Source organism: Streptomyces sp. NBC_00683 (assembly GCF_036226745.1).
GTDB lineage: Bacteria > Actinomycetota > Actinomycetes > Streptomycetales > Streptomycetaceae > Streptomyces.
In genome coordinates this window covers 7,192,666-7,213,865 of record NZ_CP109013.1, presented here as the reverse complement: position 1 = coordinate 7,213,865, position 21,200 = coordinate 7,192,666, and the positions used below count along the sequence as shown (strand labels likewise).

The 21,200-nt window shown below is 71.0% G+C and carries 19 protein-coding genes and 1 pseudogene; 9 read left to right on the top strand and 11 right to left on the bottom strand.

The window, feature by feature from the left end; translation table 11 throughout:
• Nucleotide 1 precedes the first annotated feature (1 nt).
• Complete coding sequence (locus tag OG257_RS32165; protein WP_329213080.1) at nucleotides 2-1,420, bottom strand: HEAT repeat domain-containing protein; 1,419 nt, start codon at nucleotides 1,418-1,420, stop codon at nucleotides 2-4.
• 238 nt (nucleotides 1,421-1,658) lie between these two features.
• Complete coding sequence (locus OG257_RS32160; RefSeq protein ID WP_329213078.1) at nucleotides 1,659-2,051, bottom strand: ankyrin repeat domain-containing protein; 393 nt, start codon at nucleotides 2,049-2,051, stop codon at nucleotides 1,659-1,661.
• 318 nt (nucleotides 2,052-2,369) lie between these two features.
• Between OG257_RS32160 and OG257_RS32155 the strand changes: the two genes are divergently transcribed.
• Nucleotides 2,370-2,564 carry a hypothetical protein gene (locus tag OG257_RS32155; RefSeq protein WP_277335051.1) on the top strand — a complete coding sequence of 65 codons (195 nt, stop codon included), beginning with the start codon at nucleotides 2,370-2,372 and terminating at the stop codon, nucleotides 2,562-2,564.
• Nucleotides 2,565-2,601: 37 nt separating this feature from the next.
• On the top strand, nucleotides 2,602-4,212 hold the full coding sequence (locus OG257_RS32150) for an ATP-binding protein (protein WP_329213075.1): 1,611 nt from the start codon (nucleotides 2,602-2,604) through the stop codon (nucleotides 4,210-4,212).
• A gap of 67 nt (nucleotides 4,213-4,279) precedes the next feature.
• Here OG257_RS32150 and OG257_RS32145 read toward each other — a convergent pair whose 3' ends face one another.
• Nucleotides 4,280-5,779, bottom strand: a complete 1,500-nt coding sequence (locus OG257_RS32145; protein WP_329213073.1) for an SCO1417 family MocR-like transcription factor — start codon at nucleotides 5,777-5,779, stop codon at nucleotides 4,280-4,282.
• Nucleotides 5,780-5,880: 101 nt separating this feature from the next.
• Between OG257_RS32145 and yczE the strand changes: the two genes are divergently transcribed.
• From yczE to OG257_RS32125, 4 genes are all read left to right on the top strand, one after another.
• Nucleotides 5,881-6,549: a membrane protein YczE gene (gene yczE / locus OG257_RS32140; RefSeq protein ID WP_329213071.1), complete on the top strand. Its 669-nt coding sequence runs from the start codon at nucleotides 5,881-5,883 to the stop codon at nucleotides 6,547-6,549.
• Complete coding sequence (locus OG257_RS32135; protein WP_329213069.1) at nucleotides 6,546-7,319, top strand: glycerophosphodiester phosphodiesterase family protein; 774 nt, start codon at nucleotides 6,546-6,548, stop codon at nucleotides 7,317-7,319. The genes yczE and OG257_RS32135 overlap by 4 nt, the downstream gene beginning before the upstream one ends.
• Before the next feature lie 45 nt (nucleotides 7,320-7,364).
• Nucleotides 7,365-8,729 (top strand): MFS transporter, encoded by a 1,365-nt coding sequence (locus OG257_RS32130; protein WP_329213067.1) that lies wholly within the window; start codon nucleotides 7,365-7,367, stop codon nucleotides 8,727-8,729.
• 264 nt (nucleotides 8,730-8,993) lie between these two features.
• Entirely contained in the window at nucleotides 8,994-9,368 is a 375-nt protein-coding gene (locus tag OG257_RS32125) for an RNA polymerase-binding protein RbpA (RefSeq protein WP_329213065.1), read from the top strand.
• A 186-nt stretch (nucleotides 9,369-9,554) separates the two neighbouring features.
• On the opposite strand, the gene fxsA is transcribed toward OG257_RS32125, so the two are convergent.
• From fxsA to OG257_RS32105, 4 genes are all read right to left on the bottom strand, one after another.
• Nucleotides 9,555-10,154, bottom strand: a complete 600-nt coding sequence (gene fxsA, locus OG257_RS32120; protein ID WP_329213064.1) for an FxsA family membrane protein — start codon at nucleotides 10,152-10,154, stop codon at nucleotides 9,555-9,557.
• Nucleotides 10,155-10,232: 78 nt separating this feature from the next.
• Nucleotides 10,233-11,000 carry a polyprenol monophosphomannose synthase gene (locus OG257_RS32115; RefSeq protein WP_329213062.1) on the bottom strand — a complete coding sequence of 256 codons (768 nt, stop codon included), beginning with the start codon at nucleotides 10,998-11,000 and terminating at the stop codon, nucleotides 10,233-10,235.
• Between the two features lie 537 nt (nucleotides 11,001-11,537).
• A complete protein-coding gene (locus tag OG257_RS32110; protein ID WP_329213060.1) occupies nucleotides 11,538-13,178 on the bottom strand; it encodes an amidohydrolase in 1,641 nt (546 codons plus the stop codon).
• Nucleotides 13,179-13,281: 103 nt separating this feature from the next.
• Nucleotides 13,282-13,722: an Lrp/AsnC family transcriptional regulator gene (locus OG257_RS32105; RefSeq protein ID WP_329213058.1), complete on the bottom strand. Its 441-nt coding sequence runs from the start codon at nucleotides 13,720-13,722 to the stop codon at nucleotides 13,282-13,284.
• 203 nt (nucleotides 13,723-13,925) lie between these two features.
• Between OG257_RS32105 and OG257_RS32100 the strand changes: the two genes are divergently transcribed.
• Nucleotides 13,926-14,324, top strand: a complete 399-nt coding sequence (locus OG257_RS32100) for a hypothetical protein (RefSeq protein ID WP_329213056.1) — start codon at nucleotides 13,926-13,928, stop codon at nucleotides 14,322-14,324.
• A 460-nt stretch (nucleotides 14,325-14,784) separates the two neighbouring features.
• Here OG257_RS32100 and OG257_RS32095 read toward each other — a convergent pair whose 3' ends face one another.
• Nucleotides 14,785-15,957: an acyl-CoA dehydrogenase family protein gene (locus tag OG257_RS32095; RefSeq protein WP_329213054.1), complete on the bottom strand. Its 1,173-nt coding sequence runs from the start codon at nucleotides 15,955-15,957 to the stop codon at nucleotides 14,785-14,787.
• Nucleotides 15,958-16,303: 346 nt separating this feature from the next.
• Between OG257_RS32095 and OG257_RS32090 the strand changes: the two genes are divergently transcribed.
• Nucleotides 16,304-17,569 carry a glycoside hydrolase family 18 protein gene (locus OG257_RS32090; RefSeq protein ID WP_329213052.1) on the top strand — a complete coding sequence of 422 codons (1,266 nt, stop codon included), beginning with the start codon at nucleotides 16,304-16,306 and terminating at the stop codon, nucleotides 17,567-17,569.
• 102 nt (nucleotides 17,570-17,671) lie between these two features.
• Here the strand turns inward: OG257_RS32090 and OG257_RS32085 are convergent, their stop codons facing one another.
• The gene (locus OG257_RS32085) at nucleotides 17,672-17,821 is read right to left on the bottom strand and encodes an SCO1431 family membrane protein (RefSeq protein ID WP_329213050.1); all 150 of its coding nucleotides are present in this window, start codon (nucleotides 17,819-17,821) and stop codon (nucleotides 17,672-17,674) included.
• Nucleotides 17,822-18,283: 462 nt separating this feature from the next.
• The gene (locus tag OG257_RS32080; protein WP_329215459.1) at nucleotides 18,284-18,550 is read right to left on the bottom strand and encodes a helix-turn-helix domain-containing protein; all 267 of its coding nucleotides are present in this window, start codon (nucleotides 18,548-18,550) and stop codon (nucleotides 18,284-18,286) included.
• A gap of 75 nt (nucleotides 18,551-18,625) precedes the next feature.
• Between OG257_RS32080 and OG257_RS32075 the strand changes: the two are divergent.
• Nucleotides 18,626-18,838 (top strand): annotated as a pseudogene (locus OG257_RS32075) (serine aminopeptidase domain-containing protein); the annotation flags it as partial.
• Between the two features lie 178 nt (nucleotides 18,839-19,016).
• Here the strand turns inward: OG257_RS32075 and OG257_RS32070 are convergent.
• On the bottom strand, nucleotides 19,017-20,984 hold the full coding sequence (locus tag OG257_RS32070) for a hypothetical protein (protein WP_329213048.1): 1,968 nt from the start codon (nucleotides 20,982-20,984) through the stop codon (nucleotides 19,017-19,019).
• Between the last annotated feature and the right edge of the window lie 216 nt (nucleotides 20,985-21,200).

The following is a 21,200-nucleotide window of genomic DNA, read 5'->3' as shown; positions in this document are numbered from 1 at the left end:
GTCAGACGGCGGGAGCGTCCGGTCCGATCCGGCTGCGTACAGCCGTCTGTACCTCGGCTTCCTCGGCCGGGTCGGCGGCCAGCCGCCGCAGGCGTTCGGCGACCCGGATGTCCCCGGTCTCCGCGTGGAGTGCGGCGAGTTCCCGGGTCGTCTCCTCGCAGTCCCAGAGGCATTCGACCGCGAAGCCGGTGGCGAAGGAGGGATCGGTGGCGGCCAGGGCGCGCGCCGCCCGTCCGCGCAGGTGCGAGGAGGACGTCTCCCGGTAGACGTGGCGCAGTACCGGAGCGGCGCAGACGATGCCGAGGCGGCCCGTGCCGTCGACGAGGGTCCACAGCCGCTGGGCGTCGGGGCCGTCCCCCCGTACGGCCTCGCGCAGCGCGGCGAGGACGAGCGGGGCGTCCTCGGCACCGCCGCGGCAGGCGAGCACTCCGGCGGCCGACGCTCCGAGGGCGTCGGGCCGGTGCGCCCAGCGCCGGGCGCGGTCCACCGCCGCGTCGCCGCACATGCGCTCGAACGCGGCCACGGCGGCTTCGGCGACGACGGATGAGGGGCTGAGGGCGGCCTGCTCGATCAGGTCGAGCACGGCCGGGTCCTGGGCCTCGACGAGGTAGTGGAGGGCCGCACAGCGTGCGCCGTCGGAGCCGCTGCGGGCGGCCTCGATGATCAGGGGCCTGTCCTCGGCGCCGGCGACGGCGGAGAGGCAGCGGGCGGCCGGCACGTGGAGCACGCTGCCGCGCTCCAGACCTTCCTGGGCCCAGTCGAAGACGGCCTGGACACTCCAGCCGGGGCGGGGACCGCCGGGCCGCATCTGCCGCTGCCACCGGTCGAACGAGCCCTGTTCTGTCGCCGCCCGGACGCGGGCTCCGACCGCTTCGCGGGGGTCGTCCGCCCACAGCCGCCAGGGCCGCGGCTCGAATGCGTCCCGTACGGCGGCGGCCAGCTCGGCGGTGCCTTCCGGGGTGGCGGGGAACCGGCCGAGTACGGGTACGGCGAGTGAGCGCAGTCCGGCGTCGTCGTCGCGCAGGGCCAGCTCGTCGAGTGCCCAGGCCCAGTTGGCCCCGGTGGCCGCGTAGCGCCGGAGCAGCGCGAGGGCGTCGTCGCGTCCGTAGGAGGCGAGGTGGCCGAGTACGGAGAGTGCCAGGCCCGTGCGTGAGTCCTCGGTGTCGAGCTGGTCCTCGGGGTCCCACAGGTGCCGCTCGATCTCCTCGGTGCCGCCGTCGAGGTCGAGGTACAGGCGTGCGTAGTAGAGGGAGCGGTTGTCGACCTGCCAGTCGTGACGCGGATCGCTCAGGACGCAGTGGTTGAGGGCCGCGAGTGCCTCGGGGCGTGGTGCGGCGAGTGCGTGGAGCGTGCCGTCGCCGCGGCCCCTCTGCAACAGGCCGAGCAGGGTGCCGCTCGGCGCTATGAATGGATCGAACATGGGGAAAGCCTCACATCAAGCTGTCGACGCAACCGGGACTGTGCTGTTCCAAGTGCCTGGGAGGCACTAGGCCGCGCAGCAACATGATCGGCCGACCGCCGTCTTCTGCCTGGTGCTCATCTTCCTCTGCCTCTCGTCGGTGGTCCTGAGCGGACCCGCGACGTCATGATGACCCAGCCATTTCGCCGACGCGACCACATTTACGGCGCACCGGTCAGCCGGCGGTCCGAGTGGTGTCTCAGCGCGCACCGAAGAGTTCCAGCAGGTCGTCCTTGCCGAACATGCGTGCGGTGTCCACCGCGGACGGTGTTCCGGCGGCCGGATCGGCTCCCGCGGCGAGCAGTGCGTCGATGACGGTGCGCTCCCCCTTGAAGACGGCTCCGGCGAGCGGGGTCTGCCCCCGGTCGTTGGCGCGGTCGGGGTCGGCACCACGGCCGGCGAGGGCCGTGACGGCCCCGGCGTGCCCGTGGTACGCGGCGAGCATCAGCAGGGAGTCGCCCCGGTCGTTGGTGAGGTTCGCGGGGACACCGGCGTCGACATAGGCGGCGAGCGACTCCGCCTCCCCCTGGCGAGCGAGGTCGAAGACCTTGGTGGCCAGCTCGACCACCTCGGGATCGGGGGTTTCGCTCATCGGACGGGCCGCCTTCCATAGCCGTGGGTCGCCGTTGCCGACCTGGTGGGGAGTACGGCGGGGGGCCGTACGAGTGAATCGACAGGGTACTGCTCCGGTGCCGACATGAGCGTGCCCGGATGCGGCAAAAGATCACAACGAGTGGCGGCCTTTTTTCGGCGCGATCTCCGGACCGTTCCGCTCGGACAACCAGTTTCCGTCCGCCGGTCGGGTGAAAACTTCACCTTTTCACCCTATTGCACCTTTTATCGTATAGATACATCTTGTGATCCTGGAAGTACTCATGGTGACTGTCCCCTTCAACCAGGAGAACTGCTCATGATCCTCTCCATCTCGGGCGTGGTACTGCTCGGCATCATCGTCTTCCTGTTCTTCAAGAAGGACGGGCTCAAGGCATCCCACGGCCTCATCTGCGCCCTGTTCGGCTTCTACCTGGCCGGCACCGCCATCGCGCCCAGCATCACAGCAGGGGGCGCGAGCCTCGCCAGCATGCTGGGCGGGATCAAGTTCTGACGCTCCCCTCCCGCTCCCACCTCTCCAGGAGACCGACGTGGCCCGGCGACCACTCCCCCGCATTCTGAGCAGCGGCAGCGCTTCGATCACTCGCAGTCGCGAGTTCGCGCGCACGGCCGCCGACAACGCCACCGACGTCCTCCATCCGCTGATCACGGTCACCCGTGGTCTGCGGCTGCTGGCCGGAGCAGGACGGCAGAAGTGGGCCGCGACACCCAAGGACAGGCGCGGACAAGGCCTGTTCCTCGTCGCGGCCTGCGTCCTGGTGGTGGCGCTCATCCCGTACGGGCCCCTGCTGGCCCTGATCTCGGTGATGGGCGCCGCCGCGTGGAAGGGACGGGACCGCACCCCGGTGAAGACCGGCCCCGACGACACGGAGACGGCACGGCTGCAAGCGCTGTACGAGGCGCTGGTGCCCCACTTCTCCGTGGCCGACGACCCCAGTCCGCTGTACTCCCACGGCGGCGACTGGGAGAAGGCCTTCGCCTCGTCGTTCGAGTTCGACGGCAACGGCCGCCTCACCCGTCTCCAGGTGAGCTACCCGGCGTACTTCACGGACGGCGAAGCGGCTTCCCGGACCCGCATCGAGCAGGTCCTCCACGCCAAGTCGGGCCGTGGCCGCGAGTACCACTTCGCCTGGGACGAGGAGAACAACCACCTCCTCATGACCGTGCTCGACGCGCTGCCCACCACCATCGCCGCCCAGCGGTTCGTCACGGGCCCCGGTGAGACCGTTCTGGGCTTCACCGATGCCGACGCGGTGCGGCGCACCGTTCCCGTGCTGGACGGTGACACGACCCGGGACGCTTCTCCGGTGGTCTGGCGGACCGGAGCCCGTTCCACGGAACCCCATCTGCTCGTTGTCGGGCATCCCGGCAGCGGCACGACGACGCTCCTGCGGTCCATTGCGCTGCAGGCTCTGCAGCACGGCGACGTCCTCGTCGTCGAAGGCGGCGGGACCGGCGAGTACGGCTGCCTGACCGGGCGCCCCGGAGTCCTCGCCGTCGAGTGCGGTCTGGCCGGGGCCCTGGCAACGCTCGAATGGGCCGCGCACGAAACGGAACGGCGGCTCATCGCGGCGAACCGGGCGCGCCAGGCCGGCCACCCCGAGCCCGAGGACATCAAGCGCCCTCTCTGGATCCTGCTGGACCGCCCGAGCGCGCTCGGGCACCTGGCGGCGGCCGACGGCAGGCCCGATCCTCAGGAGCTGCTCCAGGTACCGCTGCGACACGGCCGTGCGGCCGGTGTGACGGTCGTCGTGGCGGACCAGTTCGACAGCGTGGACGCGCTCACCGAGACCGTGCGGACGCACACCCGGGCCCGCGCCGTCCTCGGCCCCGCCACGCACGAGCAGGTCGAGTCCGTGCTCGGTGCCCAGCCCCACACCACGCCGACCCCGGACGTACCGCCGGGCCGGGGCTACGCGCGACTGGGCACCGGCCCTGTCCTGCGGCTCCAGGTCCCCGCGACACCGGACCCGTACGACGACGCGACGAGCGAGGCGCACCGGCAGGCCGTGCTCGACCTGCTGCCGGGCGGGCAGTCCCCGGTGGAGCAGGCCCCACCGGCCGCGGAAGTCGCCGAGCCCGTCCCCGTACCGGCACACCCGGATCCGCTCATCACGGCGCCGGCCACCGCCGAGGGGTGACCCCCCGGGCCCGGGGCCACGAACGTCCGTGGCGCCCCGGCCCACGGATGCCGGAACGCCGCGGGCCTCAGGCCACGAACGTCCGTGGGGTCTCGGCCCCCGCGCTCGCTCCGGACCTGACGAGCTCCGCAGCCGCCGCGAGTCTCAGCGCCGCCTCGTCCGCCACCGGCCCGCCCACCGTGAACGGCAGCCGCACATAGCCCTCGAACGCCCCGTCGACCCCGAACCGGGGTCCCGAAGGCACCCGTACGCCGACCCGCTCGCCGGCCACGGCCAGCCGTGATCCGGAGAGCCCGCCCGTGCGCACCCAGAGGGTGAGCCCGCCGCGCGGTACCTCGAACTGCCACTCCGGGAGTTCCCGGCGCAGGGCCCGCACCAGGTCGTCCCTGTTCACCCGCGCCTGGTCGCGCCGGACCTCGACGGCCTGCTCCCAGCCGCCGGTGCGCATCAGCCAGTTGATGGCGAGCTGTTCCAGCACCGGGGTGCCCATGTCCGCGTACGCACGGGCCGCCACGAGGCTGCGGATGACGTCCGGGGCAGCCCGGACCCAGCCGATCCGCATTCCGGCCCAGAAGGCCTTGCTCGCCGATCCGACGGTGAGGACGGTGCTGCCGGCCGGGTCGAAGGCGCAGACCCGGCGCGGCATCTCCACATCGGCGTCCAGATAGAGCTCGTTCATGGTCTCGTCGACCACGAGCACCGTGCCCGCGGAGCGGGCCGCGTCGACCAGGGCGCGCCGTTGCTGCTCGTCGGCGAGCGCTCCGGTGGGGTTGTGGAAATCCGCGACGACATAGGCCAACCGGGGCGCGGAGTCCCGCAGGACCTGGCGCCAGCGGTTCATGTCCCAGCCTCCGAGCCCCTCCTCCATGGCCACCGGTACCAGCCGGGCGCCGGCCTCCCGCATGAGCTGCAGGATGTTGGCGTAACTCGGGGACTCCACCGCGATGCGCTCGCCGCGCCCGGCGAAGAGGTGGCAGATCGCGTCGATGGCGCCCATCGCCCCGGTGGTGACCATGATCTGTTCGGGCATGGTCGGGATGCCGGATCCGGTGTAGCGGTCGGCGATCATCTGCCGCAGTGCGGGCAGGCCGGCCGGGTAGTCGCCGTGGGTGTGCGCGTAGGGCGGAAGCTCCTCCAGGGCGCCCTGGACGGCCCGGGTCAGCCAGGGCTCGGGGGCGGGCAGCGAGGCGCAGCCCAGATCGATCATGGAGCCGAGTGATTCCGGGGGCAGGGGTTCGAGACCGCGGGCGGGCAGCGGGTTGCCCGCCGGAACCGCGGTCCAGCTGCCGGCCCCGCGGCGGGACTCCAGGAACCCCTCGGCACGCAGCGCCTCGTACGCCGCGGCGACGGTGGTCCTGCTGAGCGAGAGGGCGAGGGCCAGCTCCCGCTCGGCGGGCAGCCGGGCGGCGACCGGGACCCTGCCCTCGAGGACGAGCAGGCGCACACCGTCGGCGAGGGCGCGGTAGGCGGGCGGCTTGCGGGTGCCCTGCCCGGCGGGCCGGGGCTGCTGCGCCCGGAGCTGCCGTGCGAGCTGCGCGGCACCCACCGTCGATGTCCACTGAGCCATGGAAATCAGTCCACCTTCCTCGGATTGGCCATAGTTGGCAGCCAATCCCCCGCCACAGAGTGACATGCAGCAGTCCAACACCACCACACAGGGGGCACCACTTGTCCGAACCCACCGCCCGGAGCGGGACCCGTCTCACCCGGCGGCTGATCCACCTCTACGCGGGCCTGGCCCTGTACGGAGCGAGTTCGGCGCTCCTGGTCCGCGCCGGGCTCGGGCTCGAACCGTGGGGCGTGCTGCATCAGGGCCTCGCCGAGCGGACCGGCATCTCCATCGGCGTCGTCTCGATCATCGTCGGCGCCGTCGTGCTGCTCCTGTGGATCCCGATCAGACAGCGCCCCGGACTCGGCACCGTCTCCAATGTCTTCGCCGTGGGCATCGCGATGGACTCCACCCTGGCCCTCGTACCGGATGTGCACGGGCTCGGGGCGCAGATCCCGCTGATGGCCGCGGGCATCGTCCTCAACGGCGTCGCCACCGGGCTGTACATCTCGGCGCGCTTCGGCCCGGGACCGCGCGACGGGCTGATGACCGGCCTGAACCGGCTCACCGGGCGCTCCATCAGGCTGGTGCGCACGGCGATCGAGGTGGCCGTCGTGGTGACCGGCTTCCTGCTCGGGGGCTCGCTCGGCGCGGGCACCGTGCTGTACGCCCTGGCGATCGGCCCGCTGGCCCAGTTCTTCCTGCGCGTCTTCGACCTCCCGGCGCCGGACGGGGGCACCCCGGATGTTGCCGGCCGGACACCGCAGGAGGCGATACTGCCGCAGTGACAACAGCGACTTCGGGACGCCACCCCTATCTGGACCACCCTTCGCCGATTCCGTTCGCCCACCGCGGCGGGGCGGCTGACGGGATGGAGAACACGGCAGCCGCCTTCCGCCGGGCGGCCGATGCGGGCTACCGCTACTTCGAGACGGATGTTCACACCACCGCGGACGGCCGCCTGGTGGCCTTCCACGACTCCACCCTGGACCGCGTCACGGACGCCCGGGGCCGGATAGCCGAGCTCCCCTGGAGCGAGGTGAGCCGGGCGAGGGTGGCGGGAAGTGAGCCGCTGCCGCTCTTCGAGGAGTTGCTGGAGGAGTTCCCCGATGCCCGCTGGAACGTGGACATCAAGGCGGAGCCGGCCCTCGTCCCGCTCATCGAGCTGATCCGCAGGACAGACGCCTGGGACCGGGTGTGCGTGGGGTCGTTCTCGGAGTCCAGGGTCGCCAGGGCGCACCGTCTCGCGGGTCCGCGCCTGGCCACCTCCTACGGCGTGCGCGGTGTGCTCGGCCTGCGGCTGCGTTCGTACGGCATTCCGGCAGCGCTCCGCGCCGGGGCCGTGTGCGCACAGGTCCCGGAGAGCCAGAACGGCATCCGGGTGGTGGACCGGAACTTCGTCCGTACGGCCCACGCGCGCGGACTGCAGGTGCATGTCTGGACGGTCAACGAACCGGAACGGATGGCGGCACTCCTGGACCTCGGTGTGGATGGCATCATGACCGATCACATCGAGACGCTGCGCACGGTGCTGAGCGAGCGGGGGGCCTGGGCCTGACGCCGGCACGGCCGCGTCCGCACTGCATCAGCGAGGGGGCGCGGCGTGAGCACCGGAACCGCAGAATCGACCGGTCCGGCGGAACGGCCTCCCGGGGCCGCGGACCGCCTTCGGGAACAACGTGGCTGGTACTTCTACGACTTCGCCTGTTCCGTCTACTCCACCAGCGTCCTCACGGTCTTCCTCGGCCCGTACCTGACGTCGATAGCCAAGGCCGCCGCCGACGCGGACGGCTTCGTGCATCCGCTGGGCATACCCGTGCGGGCCGGCTCGCTCTTCGCGTACGCCGTCTCGGTGTCGGTCGTGGTCGCGGTGCTGGTGATGCCGGTGGCGGGCGCCGCGGCGGACCGTACGGGGCGCAAGAAGCCGCTGCTCGCGGCGGCGGCGTACGTGGGCGCCACGGCGACCGCCTGCATGTTCTTCCTGGACGGCGAGCGCTATCTGCTGGGTGCGTTCCTGCTCATCGTGGCGAACGCGTCGATCTCCGTGTCGATGGTGCTGTACAACGCCTACCTGCCGCAGATCGCCGCTCCGGAGGAACGCGACGCGGTCTCCTCCCGCGGCTGGGCCTTCGGGTACACCTCGGGCGCGCTCGTCCTCGTCCTGAACCTCGTCCTCTACACGGGCCATGACTCCTTCGGCCTGTCCGAGTCCGACGCGGTACGGATCTGTCTCGCCTCGGCCGGTGTGTGGTGGGGCGCCTTCACACTCGTACCACTGCGCCGGCTGCGCGACCGACGGGTGGCTCCCGGCGGCGAGGGCGCGGTCGGATCCGGCTGGCGCCAGCTGATGGCGACCCTGCGCGACATGCGCCGCCACCCGCTGACGCTGTCCTTCCTGCTCGCCTACCTCGTCTACAACGACGGGATCCAGACGGTGATCTCCCAGGCCTCGGTGTACGGCTCCGAGGAGCTGGGCCTCGACCAGACGACTCTGATCACCGCGGTGCTGCTCGTGCAGGTGCTCGCGGTGGCCGGGGCGCTCGGGATGGGCCGGCTCGCCCGGGTGCACGGCGCGAAGCGCACGATCCTCGCCTCGCTGGTCGTCTGGACGCTGATCCTTGCCGCCGCCTATCTGCTGCCGGCCGACGCGCCGGTGTTCTTCTACTCGCTGGCGGCCGCGATCGGCCTGGTTCTGGGCGGCAGCCAGGCGCTCTCGCGCTCACTGTTCTCGCACCTGGTGCCGAGCGGGAAGGAGGCCGAGTACTTCTCGGCGTACGAGATGAGCGACCGGGGACTCAGCTGGCTGGGCCCCCTGGTCTTCGGTCTCGGCTACCAGCTGACCGGCAGCTACCGGGACGCGATCCTGTCCCTGGTGATCTTCTTCGCGCTCGGTTCCGTGCTGCTCGCCCGGGTGCCTGTGAGGGCGGCTGTGGCCGCCGCGGGCAATCCCGTGCCGGACCGGATTTAGACGTTGAAGTGAAAGGCCGGTAGTGTACGCCTTTGGCCTGCCCGGAGGACCGTTACTGCGAGCGGTAGAAGCCAAACCGTTGGGTGACAACTTCCACCAGAGGTGACAAACCGGGCACCGATGGGTACTCAACCCAGATACAGCAGCGGCACGACGGGCGACGCATGACCGGAAACGGGAATCTTTACCGCCGACCGGACGTTGACCGGATGACGACGACAGCGACATTTGTCCTGTGGGCGACAAGCCCGGGAGGCACGATTCATGAGTGAGCGAGCTCTCCGCGGCACGCGACTCGTGGTTACCAGCTACGAGACGGACCGCGGCATCGATCTGGCCCCGCGCCAGGCGGTGGAGTACGCATGCCCGAACGGACATCGATTTGAGATGCCGTTCTCGGTAGAGGCGGACATTCCGCCGGAGTGGGAGTGCAAGGCGTGCGGCGCCACGGCACTCCTGGTGGACGGGGATGGCCCCGAGGAGAAGAAGGGCAAGCCTGCGCGTACGCACTGGGACATGCTCATGGAGCGGCGCACCCGCGAGGAGCTGGAGGAAGTGCTGGCCGAGAGGCTGGCGGTCCTGCGCTCCGGCGCCATGAACATTGCCGTGCACCCGCGGGACAGCAGGAAGTCTGCCTGACCGCACATCACCGCACAGATCCAAGAGCCGCGGGCCGTGACACAGAACGTGTGTCACGGCCCGCGGCTCTTTGTCTGCCCGTGCACCCAGGGCTTGTGCGCCCAGGCTTTTGGGCGCCTGCTTTGGGGCGCCTCACCGCACTTCAGTGGGCCGCACGGCCTCGGGAGCCGTACAGCCCACAGCGTTTCAGGGGGACAGCGGCGGCCGGTTCGCTCCGGGACCCTCGTCGGGGCGGGAGCGCGCCTGCGTGCCGTCCTCACGGATGACCTCGCCCTGGACCACCTTCCCGTCCGGCCGGTGCATACGGGCCTGCTGGAAGGCGTCCGACAGGCTGCCAGGTCCGGCCGCCCGCATCCGCCGCTCCAGGGAACGCTCCACGTAACGGCCGGCCATCGAGCGGACCGGCGGCAGCAGGAGCAGCAGCCCCGCCGCGTCCGAGATCAGGCCGGGAATCATCAGGAGCAGGCCGGCCAGCATCAGGAAGCCGTTGCCCTTGCTGCCCGACGGGGCAGCGGCCGGCGTCGCCGTCGCGCCCGGCTGCCCGGGCATCTGCTGGAAGGTCTCGGTGAGGGTGCGCATGGCACGCCGCCCCGCCCGCTTGATCACCACGGCCCCGAGCACGGCGCCGGCGACCAGGAGCAGCAGCACGGTGAACCCGCTCGCCGCTTCGGCCACCACGGTCAGCAGCCAGATCTCCAGCACCAGCCAGGCCGCGAGGCCCAGGGGCAGGAAGGTACGGGCGCGTGAGCGCCGTGGACGGTTCGGAGGCGGTGTGCCGGTCGTCATGCACCCAGTGTGCCTGTACGGGCGTGCAAGCGGCATAAGCGGGTGATCTTGGTGCCGGGCCGACCGCGCACCGGGAGGTCAGGAGGGCCTGCGGCCCAGGACCTTGTTCGCCCGGGTGGTGATTCCCCATCCGGTGACCCGCCACAGCGCCTCGACCAGGATGTCCCGGCTCATCTTGGAGTCGCCGATCTCCCGCTCCATGAACGTGATCGGCACCTCGACCACGTGATAGCCCGCCTCTACCGCCCGGCGGGCCAGGTCGACCTGGAAGCAGTAGCCCTGCGAGGCGACCTCTTCGAGGCCGAGGCCGTCGAGGGTCGGGGTGCGGAAGGCGCGGTAGCCGCCGGTGACGTCGCGCACCGAGAGGCCGAGGAGCATCCGGGAGTAGAGGCTGCCGCCGCGGGAGATCATCTCGCGGTGCTTGGGCCAGTTGACGACCCGGCCGCCGGGCACCCAGCGCGAGCCGAGGACGAGATCGGCGCCCTTCAGCGCGGTCAGGAGCCGGGGAAGCTCCTCGGGCTGGTGGGAGCCGTCCGCGTCCATCTCGACCAGGACGCCGTAGTCGTTCTCCGAGCCCCAGCGGAAGCCCGCCAGATAGGCGGCCCCGAGCCCTTCCTTGCCCTTGCGGTGCAGGACGTGCACCTGGTCGTCGCCCGCTGCGAGCTCGTCGGCGACCTTGCCGGTGCCGTCGGGGCTGTTGTCGTCGGCGACCAGGATGTCCGCTTCCGGAACGGCGGCGCGCACCCTGGCGACGATCAGCTTGATGTTCTCGGCCTCGTTGTAGGTCGGAATGATCACCAAGACTCTGCCGAGCGGGCCGAACTGCCTCTGACCGCCGTCGTTCACTACTGCCCCTTAAAGTCCGTACGCAGGTGCACACCATATCCAGCGCGCCGCGGCCGGACTCCGACGCGGTCACGAGGTGACCCGCGAGGCGTGCCCGCGTACCGGACAGAAGCGTGGAACTGCGGACAGAACTGCGGATCGGGGCCCGGCGTCCTTCGGGCCGACCTGGGACCCGCTGGCTGCGGGTCGACCGAATGCCGTTGTCTACTGAACCTCCGGGCCCCACCCGGGTCGCACCCGCCGTCCGGCCGAAACCTTCCCTCGCCCCCGAGGCGCGGGCGCTGAACCTGGCTGTCAGTGGTGGTGCGCCGGTGCGGCACACCACCCCGTGACCCAGCGGCGTTCGACGACTGCGTGGAGGTTTGACCGGGCGGACGTCCAGTGGTGGACCCGGCCGAACCTACCGGCCCGTGGGCGCTCTCTGTCAACAGCCGTTTGACCTGCGGATTTTACCTAAAACGCCAGGTCAGCGCCAAGGGTCCGCAGGTCGCGGCAGAGTGCGCGCAACTTCGATCGGCGGTACGAAATGCAGCGACGTCACTCGTTCGGCCTTACGTAGACAGTTTGTCCGAAGACCACGGTGCGCAGACAGACCGGAAGCTCACTCCCTGGAGTGAGATCGGGCAGGCCAGGGGTGCCGGAACGGGGGTCGGTCGACCAACGGGAGACCCTGTCGTCGGGAGCCTGGACCACCAGCTCACCGGTACGCCAGACGGCGTAGTCGGCGGGTGCACCGGGGACGAGGACCCCCGCGTCGTCGCGGCCGACCGCCCGCCAGCCGCCGCGGGTGTGTGCCGTGAAGCCCGCCCGCACGGAGATGCGGTGCTCCGGCGTCCGGTGGAAGGCCGCGGCGCGGACGGTCCCCCACGGGTCCAGAGGAGTGACCGGACTGTCCGAGCCGAAGGCAAGGGGCACACCGGCACGCAGGAGTGCCGCGTACGGGTTGAGCGTGCCGGCCCGCTCGGCACCCAGCCGCCCGGCGTACATACCGTCCGGGCCGCCCCAGGCGGCGTCGAAGGCGGGCTGGACGGATGCGGTGAGCCCCAGCTCGGCAAAACCGGCGATGGTCTCGGGGGTGAGCATCTCGGCGTGCTCCACCCGGTGCCTGGCGGCGCGGATCCGGGCGAGCCCGAGAGTCTCGGAGGCGGCCCGTACGCCCGCCACGACCGCGGAGACCGCGGCGTCGCCGATGGCGTGGAACCCCGCCTGCAGTCCCGCCTCGGTGCAGGCCGTGACATGCGCGGCGATCTGCGCCGCGTCCAGGTGGGCGGTGCCGGTGTGGGGCGCGTCGGCGTACGGCTCGTGGAGGAAGGCGGTGTGCGAGCCCAGGGACCCGTCGACGAAGAGGTCCCCGGCCGCGCCGACGGCTCCGAGCTCTCGGATCCGGGCGGCGCCCTTGGCGTCCTCGATCCGCTCGGCCCAGTATCCGAAGACCCGGGGGCCCGACTGTTCGGCGGCGATCTTCAGCAGCGCGGTGAAGTCCTCCTCGTCCGAGATCTCGGGGCCGGCGCACTCGTGCACCGTCCCGATGCCGAGCGAGGCCGCCTGCGCGAGCGCGGCACGCTGGGCCTCGGCACGCTGCCGCGGGGTGACGGCGCCGTGGGCGGCGGCGCGCACCGCATGGTGGGCGGCGCCGGTCAGAGGAGCGTCGGGGTGGTAGCCGGTGAGCGCGGTGACGCCGGGAACGAGGTCCAGGAGCGCCGTGGTGACCACCGCGGAGTGCACGTCGACACGGGGCAGGTAGACCGGCAGGCCGGCGGCCGCCGCGTCGAGTTCCGCGCGCGAGGGGGGCCGCTGCTCGGGCCAGCGCGTCGCGTCCCAGCCGTGGCCGAGGACGACCCGCTCCCCCGGATGGCTCTTCACGTACGCACGCACGAGCCCGAGGGCGTCGGCGAGCGTGCGCGCGCCCGAGAGGTCCAGCCCCGTGAGGGCCAGTCCGGTCGACGTGGTGTGGACGTGGGAGTCGGTGAACGCCGGGGTGACCAGGGCCCCTTCCAGGTCGATCACCTCGTCGACGCCGCTCGCGAAGGCGTCGGCAGCCCCTTCGGAGCCCACCCAGGCGACATGCCCGCGTTCGACGACCATCGCGGTCGCGAACGGGTCGGCGGGGCTGTGGACGTCTCCACCGCGCAGCAGCACGGTGCGGTGGTCGCTCTGAAGGGCGGTGCTCTCGGTCATGGGACCAGTCTCGCGCCTGCCCGGACCGCCTCGGTCCGCACCCCCCTCGACGGAGGGCAGCACCCTCCCCGGCGGAGGGCGGCGCCCCCGCGCCCCGCGCGTCTCAGATACGCGGAGGGCGGGCCTCGTACGGCGTGGAGAGGGCGACGGTCGTACGGGTGGAGACTCCGGCCAGCGAGCGGATCCGGGTCAGCAGGTGCTCCAGCTCCAGGGGGGTGGCGACCCGCACCTTGAGGATGTAGTTCTCGTCGCCCGCGACGCTGTGGCAGGCCTCGAGCTCCGGGACACCGGCGAGACGTTCGGCGATGTCGTCGGGCGCGCTCGGATCGAACGGCTTCACCGAGATGAACGCGGTGAGGGGCAGGCCGACGGCTTCGGGGTCGACGACCGCGGCATAGCCACGGATCACCCCGCGCTGCTCCAGCCTGCGGACACGCTGATGAACGGCCGAGGTGGACAGGCCCGTGGCCTTGCCCAGGTCGGTGTAGCTCATCCGCCCGTCCTTGACGAGCAACTCCACGATCTGACGGTCCAGCTCCTCCATGCGGATCAACCTATGGCCCCAGGTCCCTCCAAGCACAGTCGTGGAGCCTCCGGAACTGCACGTTCGGGGGGCATGTGACGAATGCCACAGGTTTACGGGTGGGTAGCCGACGGCCTCGCGGTTACCGCCCACTTCCGACGGGAAGTGCTTGCTGTGGTCGAGGCCGTGGCGCCTTGCCGGCCCACCCGAGGGGGGAACAACCCATGCAGAGCCTGAAGCTCACCGGACGTACCGAACCGGAGCCCGTTGATTCCGACGAGGACACCGCTCCCGACGCGTACGACACATTCGAGATGTACCGGGTGATCTGCCCGGACTGCTCCCAGCCGATCGCCCTGCTGGCGGACGAGGACGTCCTGCCCGAGCACGCGCTGTGCCCCACCCCGTGGAATCCGTTCGTCCTCACCGTGTGCGCGGGCACGAGCCGTGCCGCCGCGGACGCGCGTCCGGCCGATGAGTCCCTCGATGCCCAGGAGCAGGAGACAGCGCTGCTGCTGACACTCCCTCAGGGGCTCGACTGGCGGATGCAGCCCTTCTCGCACGCCGGCGGTCCCGGATCCCGCCCCCTGCGGGTACCGCAGATGCGGCGTGACGCCGCCTGAGGTTCCCTGCTTTCGTACATTCGTCCGCACCACGACGGCGTGCCGTCGTGGTGCGGACGGTTCCACCGGCCGGTTCCGGCGCCTGTACGGCCCGGACACCCTCCGGGGCAGCCGTACGCGCCCTCCGGGGCCCGTGCACCCGAGGAACGGGCGCACGAATCGCCCGGACAGTGACCCGGCACCCTGCACGGGCGTTGTTTCTGTATGAGCATGCTGCACTCGACAGCCGGACCGGTTCGCCGCCGCCTGACCGCTCCGACGCCCGAAGAATCGGTTCCTCAGCCCGGCCCGGCGTCCCGGGAGGCGGCACAGCAGCCCGTGCCGCACACGACCGACCCGCCCATCTACCGGGCGATGCTGCGCCACTGGGAGAGTACGGGCCGGACGCTGCCGGGCCGCCAGGACCAGGAGTGGAACCGGATCATGACGACGCCGGTCTGGTCGGACCGGCCCGTCCGGATCAGCGCGTCTCGGGACCCGCGAGATGGCGGGCGATGACCATGCGCTGGATCTGATTGGTGCCCTCGACGATCTGCAGCACCTTGGCCTCGCGCATCAGGCGCTCGACGGGGAAGTCGAGGGTGTAGCCGTAGCCCCCGAGCACCTGGACGGCGTCGGTGGTCACCCTCATGGCCGCGTCGGTGCAGAACAGCTTCGCCATCGCCGCCTGCCGGGAGAACGGCAGGCCCGCGTCGCGCAGGCGCGCCGCCTCCAGGTAGAGCGCCCGTCCGGCCTCGATCTGGGTGGCCATGTCGGCGAGCATGAAGCGCAGTCCCTGGAAGTCCGCGATGGGACGGCCGAACTGGCGTCGTCCCGTCGCGTATCCGACGGCCTCGTCCAGGGCCGCCTGGGCGACCCCGATGGCGCAGGCGGCGATCCCGAGCCGCCCCGAGTCGAGTGCGGACAGGGCGATGGCGAAGCCCTGCCCCTCGTCGCCGATACGGCGGTCGTCGGAGATCCGCACACCGTCGAAGTGCAGCTGGGCGGTCGGTGAGCCCTTCATGCCCATCTTCTTCTCGGGCACGGCCGCGTTGAGCCCCTCCGCGTCCCCCGGGACGAGGAACGCGGTGATCCCACGGGCGCCCTCCGCCCCGGTCCTTGCCAGCACCGTGTAGAAGTCGGCGATGCCGCCGTGCGTGATCCAGGCCTTGGTGCCGGTGAGCACCCAGTCGTCGCCGTCCCGTACCGCCTTCGTGCGCAGCGAGGCGGCGTCGGAGCCCGAGGCAGGCTCGGAGAGGCAGTAGGCGCCCAGCAGACCGCCCGAGAGCATCGCCGGGAGGTGAGTGGCCTGCTGCTCCTTGGTGCCGTATCCGGCGAGCGCGTGGCAGGCCAGGGAGTGGACGCTGACGCCGAGCCCGACGGTGAGCCTGGCCGCGGCCAGTTCCTCCAGCACCTGGAGGTACACCTCGTACGGCTGGTCGCCACCGCCGTGTGCGGAGTCGTACGGCAGTCCGAGCAGTCCGGACTCGGAGAGCAGGGTGAAGACCGCTCGCGGGAAATGGCCCGCTTCCTCCTCCTCCGCCGCCCTGGGAGTGATCTCCTTGGACACGATGTCGCGGACCAGCTCGATGAGCTGCCGGGACTCCTCGGTGGGCAGGCGGCGTTCCACCGGCTGCGGGGCACTGTCGGACATGACGGCGCTCTCCTCCCTGTCGGGCGTTGCGGCGGTCGCGCGCGCGGGGTGTGAGCGGCGCCGCCGGGTGGTCCCGGGCGATGCCCGGAAATCTATGACTCCCCAGCCGATCCTGCCTGCTCGGATCACGAGAGGCGCTGGCCAGCGGCTGTGGCGCGTTGAGTATGCCCGATCGGAGCGCTTGCGTCACCGGGTACCTGGCGTCCTTGATCAGGGAAATTGGTCCGAACCATTGACCCAACTGGTCTAGTCCATCTACGGTTCCCCCACTGCTTATCGCGTCCATGCCAAAGCACGGATTCGGTCGGCACCCCCACAGTCAAGCCCTCCCCCACGAGGAGCCACAATGACCGGACTTCACCGTCCACGCGCCCGTTTCCGGGCGTTCGCAGCGACCGTCTGTACCGCCGCGCTCGGAGCCGCCCTTCTCGGCGTCACCGGTATGTCGTCGGCGGGCGCGGCCCCCACCGCCGCCGCGCCGGCAGCCGCCGAGGCCGCCCCCGCCGCCGCCGGCGGCAAGGTGGTCGGATACTTCACCAACTGGGGTGTCTACGAGCGCAATTACCACGTCAAGAACATCGAGACGTCCGGCTCGGCCGACAAACTCACGCACATCAATTACGCCTTCGGCAACGTCCAGGGCGGCAAGTGCACCATCGGGGACAGCTACGCCGACTACGAGAAGGCGTACACGGCCGACCAGTCCGTCGACGGTGTCGCGGACACCTGGGACCAGGAACTGCGCGGCAACTTCAACCAGTTGCGCAAGCTGAAGAAGCTGCACCCGGACCTGAAGATCATTTGGTCCTTCGGCGGCTGGACCTGGTCCGGCGGCTTCGGTGAGGCCGCACAGAATCCGGCGGCCTTCGCCGAGTCCTGCTACAACCTGGTCGAGGACCCCCGCTGGGCCGATGTCTTCGACGGCATCGACATCGACTGGGAGTACCCGAACGCCTGCGGCCTGAGCTGCGACACCAGCGGGCGTGACGCCTACGGCAACCTTCTGTCCGCGCTGCGCACCAAGTTCGGCACCGGGAACCTGATCACCTCGGCGATCACGGCCGACGGCTCGGACGGCGGCAAGATCGACGCCGTGGACTACGCCGGCGCGGCGAAGTACCTCGACTGGTACAACCCGATGACGTACGACTTCTTCGGCGCGTTCGCGGCCAAGGGGCCGACCGCCCCGCACTCCCCGCTGACCTCCTACCCGGGCATTCCGACGGAGGGCTTCAACAGCGACGCGGCCATCTCCAAGCTCAAGGGACTGGGTATCCCCTCGGAGAAGCTGCTGCTGGGCATCGGCTTCTACGGCCGCGGCTGGACGGGCGTCACACAGTCGGAGCCCGGCGGCACGGCCACCGGGGCTGCCCCGGGGACGTACGAGGCGGGCATGGAGGACTACAAGGTCCTGAAGAACAGCTGCCCGGCCACGGGCACGGTCGCCGGCACCGCGTACGCCCACTGCGGCACCAACTGGTGGAGCTACGACACCCCGGCCACCATTGCCACGAAGATGGCCTACAAGGACCAGCAGGGCCTGGGAGGCACCTTCTTCTGGGAGCTCAGCGGTGACACCACGAACGGCGAGCTGATCAAGGCGATCAACTAGCCGCGACGGGGTAGACGCACGACAGGGCGGGCGAGGGGCGGGGTGCCGGGCGGGCGCCTCGCCCCTCTCGCGCGCGCGCCCCCGCGCCGCGGTCGTCGCGCGTCACATGAGCCCGGCCTGGGTGACGAACATGGCGAGCACGACCACGAGCGTCCAGCCCAGGATGTGCTCCAGCACCTTCGGCCCGTCCTCGGGGCCGCCCGTGCGGGCGCGGCGGGCGTGGGTCGTGTTCTCGGCTGCGGTCGCGGTCATGGCATCTCGCTCGGTCGTTCGGCAGTGGTCGTCCCCCGTGACCCGACCACAGTGCCAGCGCGGCCGGATCACGGGTAGAGACCCGGATCACTCCTCCCACGGCCCGCAGCCGGTCGTGCTGCGGCTCCCTGTCCCGGATCCCCGATGCCGCAAGGGATCCGGGACGGGACGGGGACGGAGGGAGCGTGCCGACTGTGCGGGACACCACACACTCGCGGTGCGCACGGTGCCCCTCAGCACGTGACGCCCTCCCCCACGAACATTCAGGTCACAGACTCGGCCCCACAGACAGCAAGTCGACTCGGCGAGGCTCGTGCTGACGGGAGCGGAGGCAGGCATCGAAGGGGAGAAGCCGTGACGGCCCCGCCCCCGAGGAACCGGCACACGTGCTCTTGGGGGAGGTATGGCGCACCGGTTCCGAGTTCTCCACCACACCCCAGACCCTTGGCGCCGAAAAGCGCCTCAGGCACGCCGGGCGGCCCGGTGGGCAGCCAGGTCTCGTACGCACAGGGCGGTATGGGCGAGGGCCCGCTGCGCGGGGTCGGTGGCGTCGAAACCGCATGCGTCGGCCAGGCGGGAGAGCCGGTAGTCGACGCTGTTGGGGTGAAGGTGGAGCTCGGCCGCGGTCAGCTTCCTGCCCCCGTACCTGCCCCTGCCGCTCCCGCGTCCGAGCTGACCCGGCGCCAGGACGTGGTGCGGCAGGCGGAGCAGGACCCGCTGATGGCACACCGGCGGCTCCCGCTGCTCGTGGGCGCCGGCGCCCTGGACGTCGCGGCAGCCGTCTGAGCCGGCGCCCCGGGATGGCGGGCCCCGTGCCTCGTCGTCCACGGCACCGCGGACACCTCGACCGACCCCCGGTCCAGCCGCCACCTGGCCGACCTCCTGACCGCAGTGGACAGCTCATACCTGTCGGTCGAGGGCGGCCGGCACGAACTGCTCCATGACGACGACGCCGACCTGGTCCTGGAACACGTACTCGACTTCGCGGACCGCCACCTCGGCGCCCGAGGCGTCTGATCGCGGGAAGCGGCCCGTCACGGTCCGCTTCCCGCAAGCTTCTCCGGGGTTCGCAGGCGCCGCAGCTGATCGACCAGGGCACGACGACCGAATCCCCGGGGACCACTGTGCTCACCGCGTCTGCGACGGACCCGGCCGGTACCAGCGGTTGGCCCCTGCTGGTCGCGGCTGTCACCTTTCAGTGCGGGGAATCGGTCGGCGCGGCGGAGGCGGCCTCGTCTTCTGTACTACGCATCCACAAGGCCAGGTGCCAGTCCTGGTCGTTGGCGAGGGGGTCCGCCATGTGCGCAGCCCTGCCGTCGACGGCCGATGGCATGACGAAGGCACAAGTAGCGGAGCCGTCTTCACGGTAGTTGGCCATATTGGCGGCGAGAATCTGCTCGGCGAGCCGGTCGGTGGCCGTGGTGCGCAGGCCTGCCGGAAGGCGTCGCAGCGTGCACGCCGTCAGGGTGCTCCAGTGGTGAGGGAACACGTCGCCCCACAAGCGCTGGGCGCCGAACCAGTAGCCGTCCCAGTGGCGGATCGCGACACCGTGCAGCCGCACATGCGGTTGGGGCCCGGAGAAGGCCAGCAGCCAGGGCAGCCGTTCCTCGATCGCACGGGAGAACTGGGTGTCCTGGGTGAGGCGGTGAGCGTCGATGAGCAGGTCCAGCAGCGGTGCGACCATGGACTGTTCGTAGGCGACCTCGTGATGCGGGAGCTGCCGGCCGGCCTTCACGAAGTACCGCGCGCTGTCGAGGATGCTGCCGCGCAGGGCATCGGCCCGACGGTGGTCTCCCCCTGCCGCTATCGATGTGGCCACAGCCAGCGCTGTCTGCGACAAGGTGAGCGAGAGGTGCTCCCTGCCACCGAGTTCGAAGTTGCGCTCCAGTATCCGTGCGGCCAGGCCGAGATGACCGTCGTCACCTGTCAGGTTGAACCGGTCGTGAAAGAACTGCGCGAGCCAGGGGGCGTCGTAGAGGCGAGGTCCGAGGCGGTGCAGATCGGATCCGCGACGTGGGGCGGCCGTGGAATCCAGCAGGTGCGCCGCCGCGAACTGCGCCCACCCGTCGAGCACCGGCTCGGTACGCTCCTCGCTCAACCAGCGGCGCATTGTCGCGAGTTGCAGGAGGATCGGCATGGCGATCCGCTCGGAGCCGTCACTCCAGTCCGCCCAGCCGCCCTCCTGGTGGGTCAGGCCGGTGCGGGTGTCGACCGGCAGGAAGGCACGCCCTCGCAGTCCGGGGCGCTCGCGGGCAAGATGCTTCTCCATGATGACGCGGGCGCGGCGCTGCACCATTTCGCGCAGTGGCAGATGGAAGAGAACCTCGGTCCGCGCGGATCCGTCGACGTGCACGGTGTACGTGTCATGCGCCGAGGCGCACAACCGGTGGCGGCTCGCGCCTTCCCGTACGACCGTCATCCGCGGATCGAGGCAGGCCACGTCGCGAGCGCCGTCGACGACGAGGTCGCCGTCCACGTGTGCGGCGTAGGCGGACAGCGTGGCCGGAGGGCGCGTGTGCGCGAGAAACGCGTCGGCCGTCTCGTACCAGCCGAGCTCCCAGACGACTGCCGTCTCCTGGCCGGGGGCGAGTTCAAGCTTCGGCTGTCCACCGAACGCCTCAGGGTTGCGGGCGTGGTCGGTGGCCAGGAGGACCAGATGGCCCCGGACATTCGACAGCGAGTCCTTGTTCCGGGACTCCACCGCGTAGGCGTGCAGCGCACCCTCGCGCACGATCAACCCGAGGCTGCGGCCCGTGCCCGACATCGGCTGGGCGAGGACCCAGGCCCAGCTTCCCCCGGTGAAGACGTGGGCATGCACCGCACGTGCGAGGGCTCGCTCAGCGCCTTCGTAGAGGTCGGCGAAGGGCGTCTGGATACCGAGCCCCGTGATCGTCACGGACTCACTTCCGGCATTACGGACGACGTACCGCTCGACGATGCGGTCCGCGCTCACCGTGCGCCGGACACACAGTTCCAGGTCGGCGACGAGACGGTGGTCGGCCCGGACTTCGCCGGGGCGCACGCGCAGAGCGTGCGGGGTGTGCCAGCGGGCACTGCCTCGGTCGGTGACGATATGCCCGGCACCCCACTGGTGCGCGGCTCCGTGCCAGGTGACGGTCGCGGGGTCGAGCAGGAAGGTGCGGTCGGGAGCCTCGTCGTCCATGAAGCTTCGAGGGGCTCCCGTGGCGGGGTCGAGCACCGCGCGCCCGCCACCGAAGGACAACGTGGGCGGGAGACGGTCTGGGCAGGTTGCCACGATCGGGCCTCTCTCCGTCCGTCAGGGTCAACTCCGGGGCGATGCGGCAGCAACTGAGCCGCCACGCGGGCCACTTGACGGTCTTGAAACGTATCAATCGATGAACAGGTCTGAACGGTATGA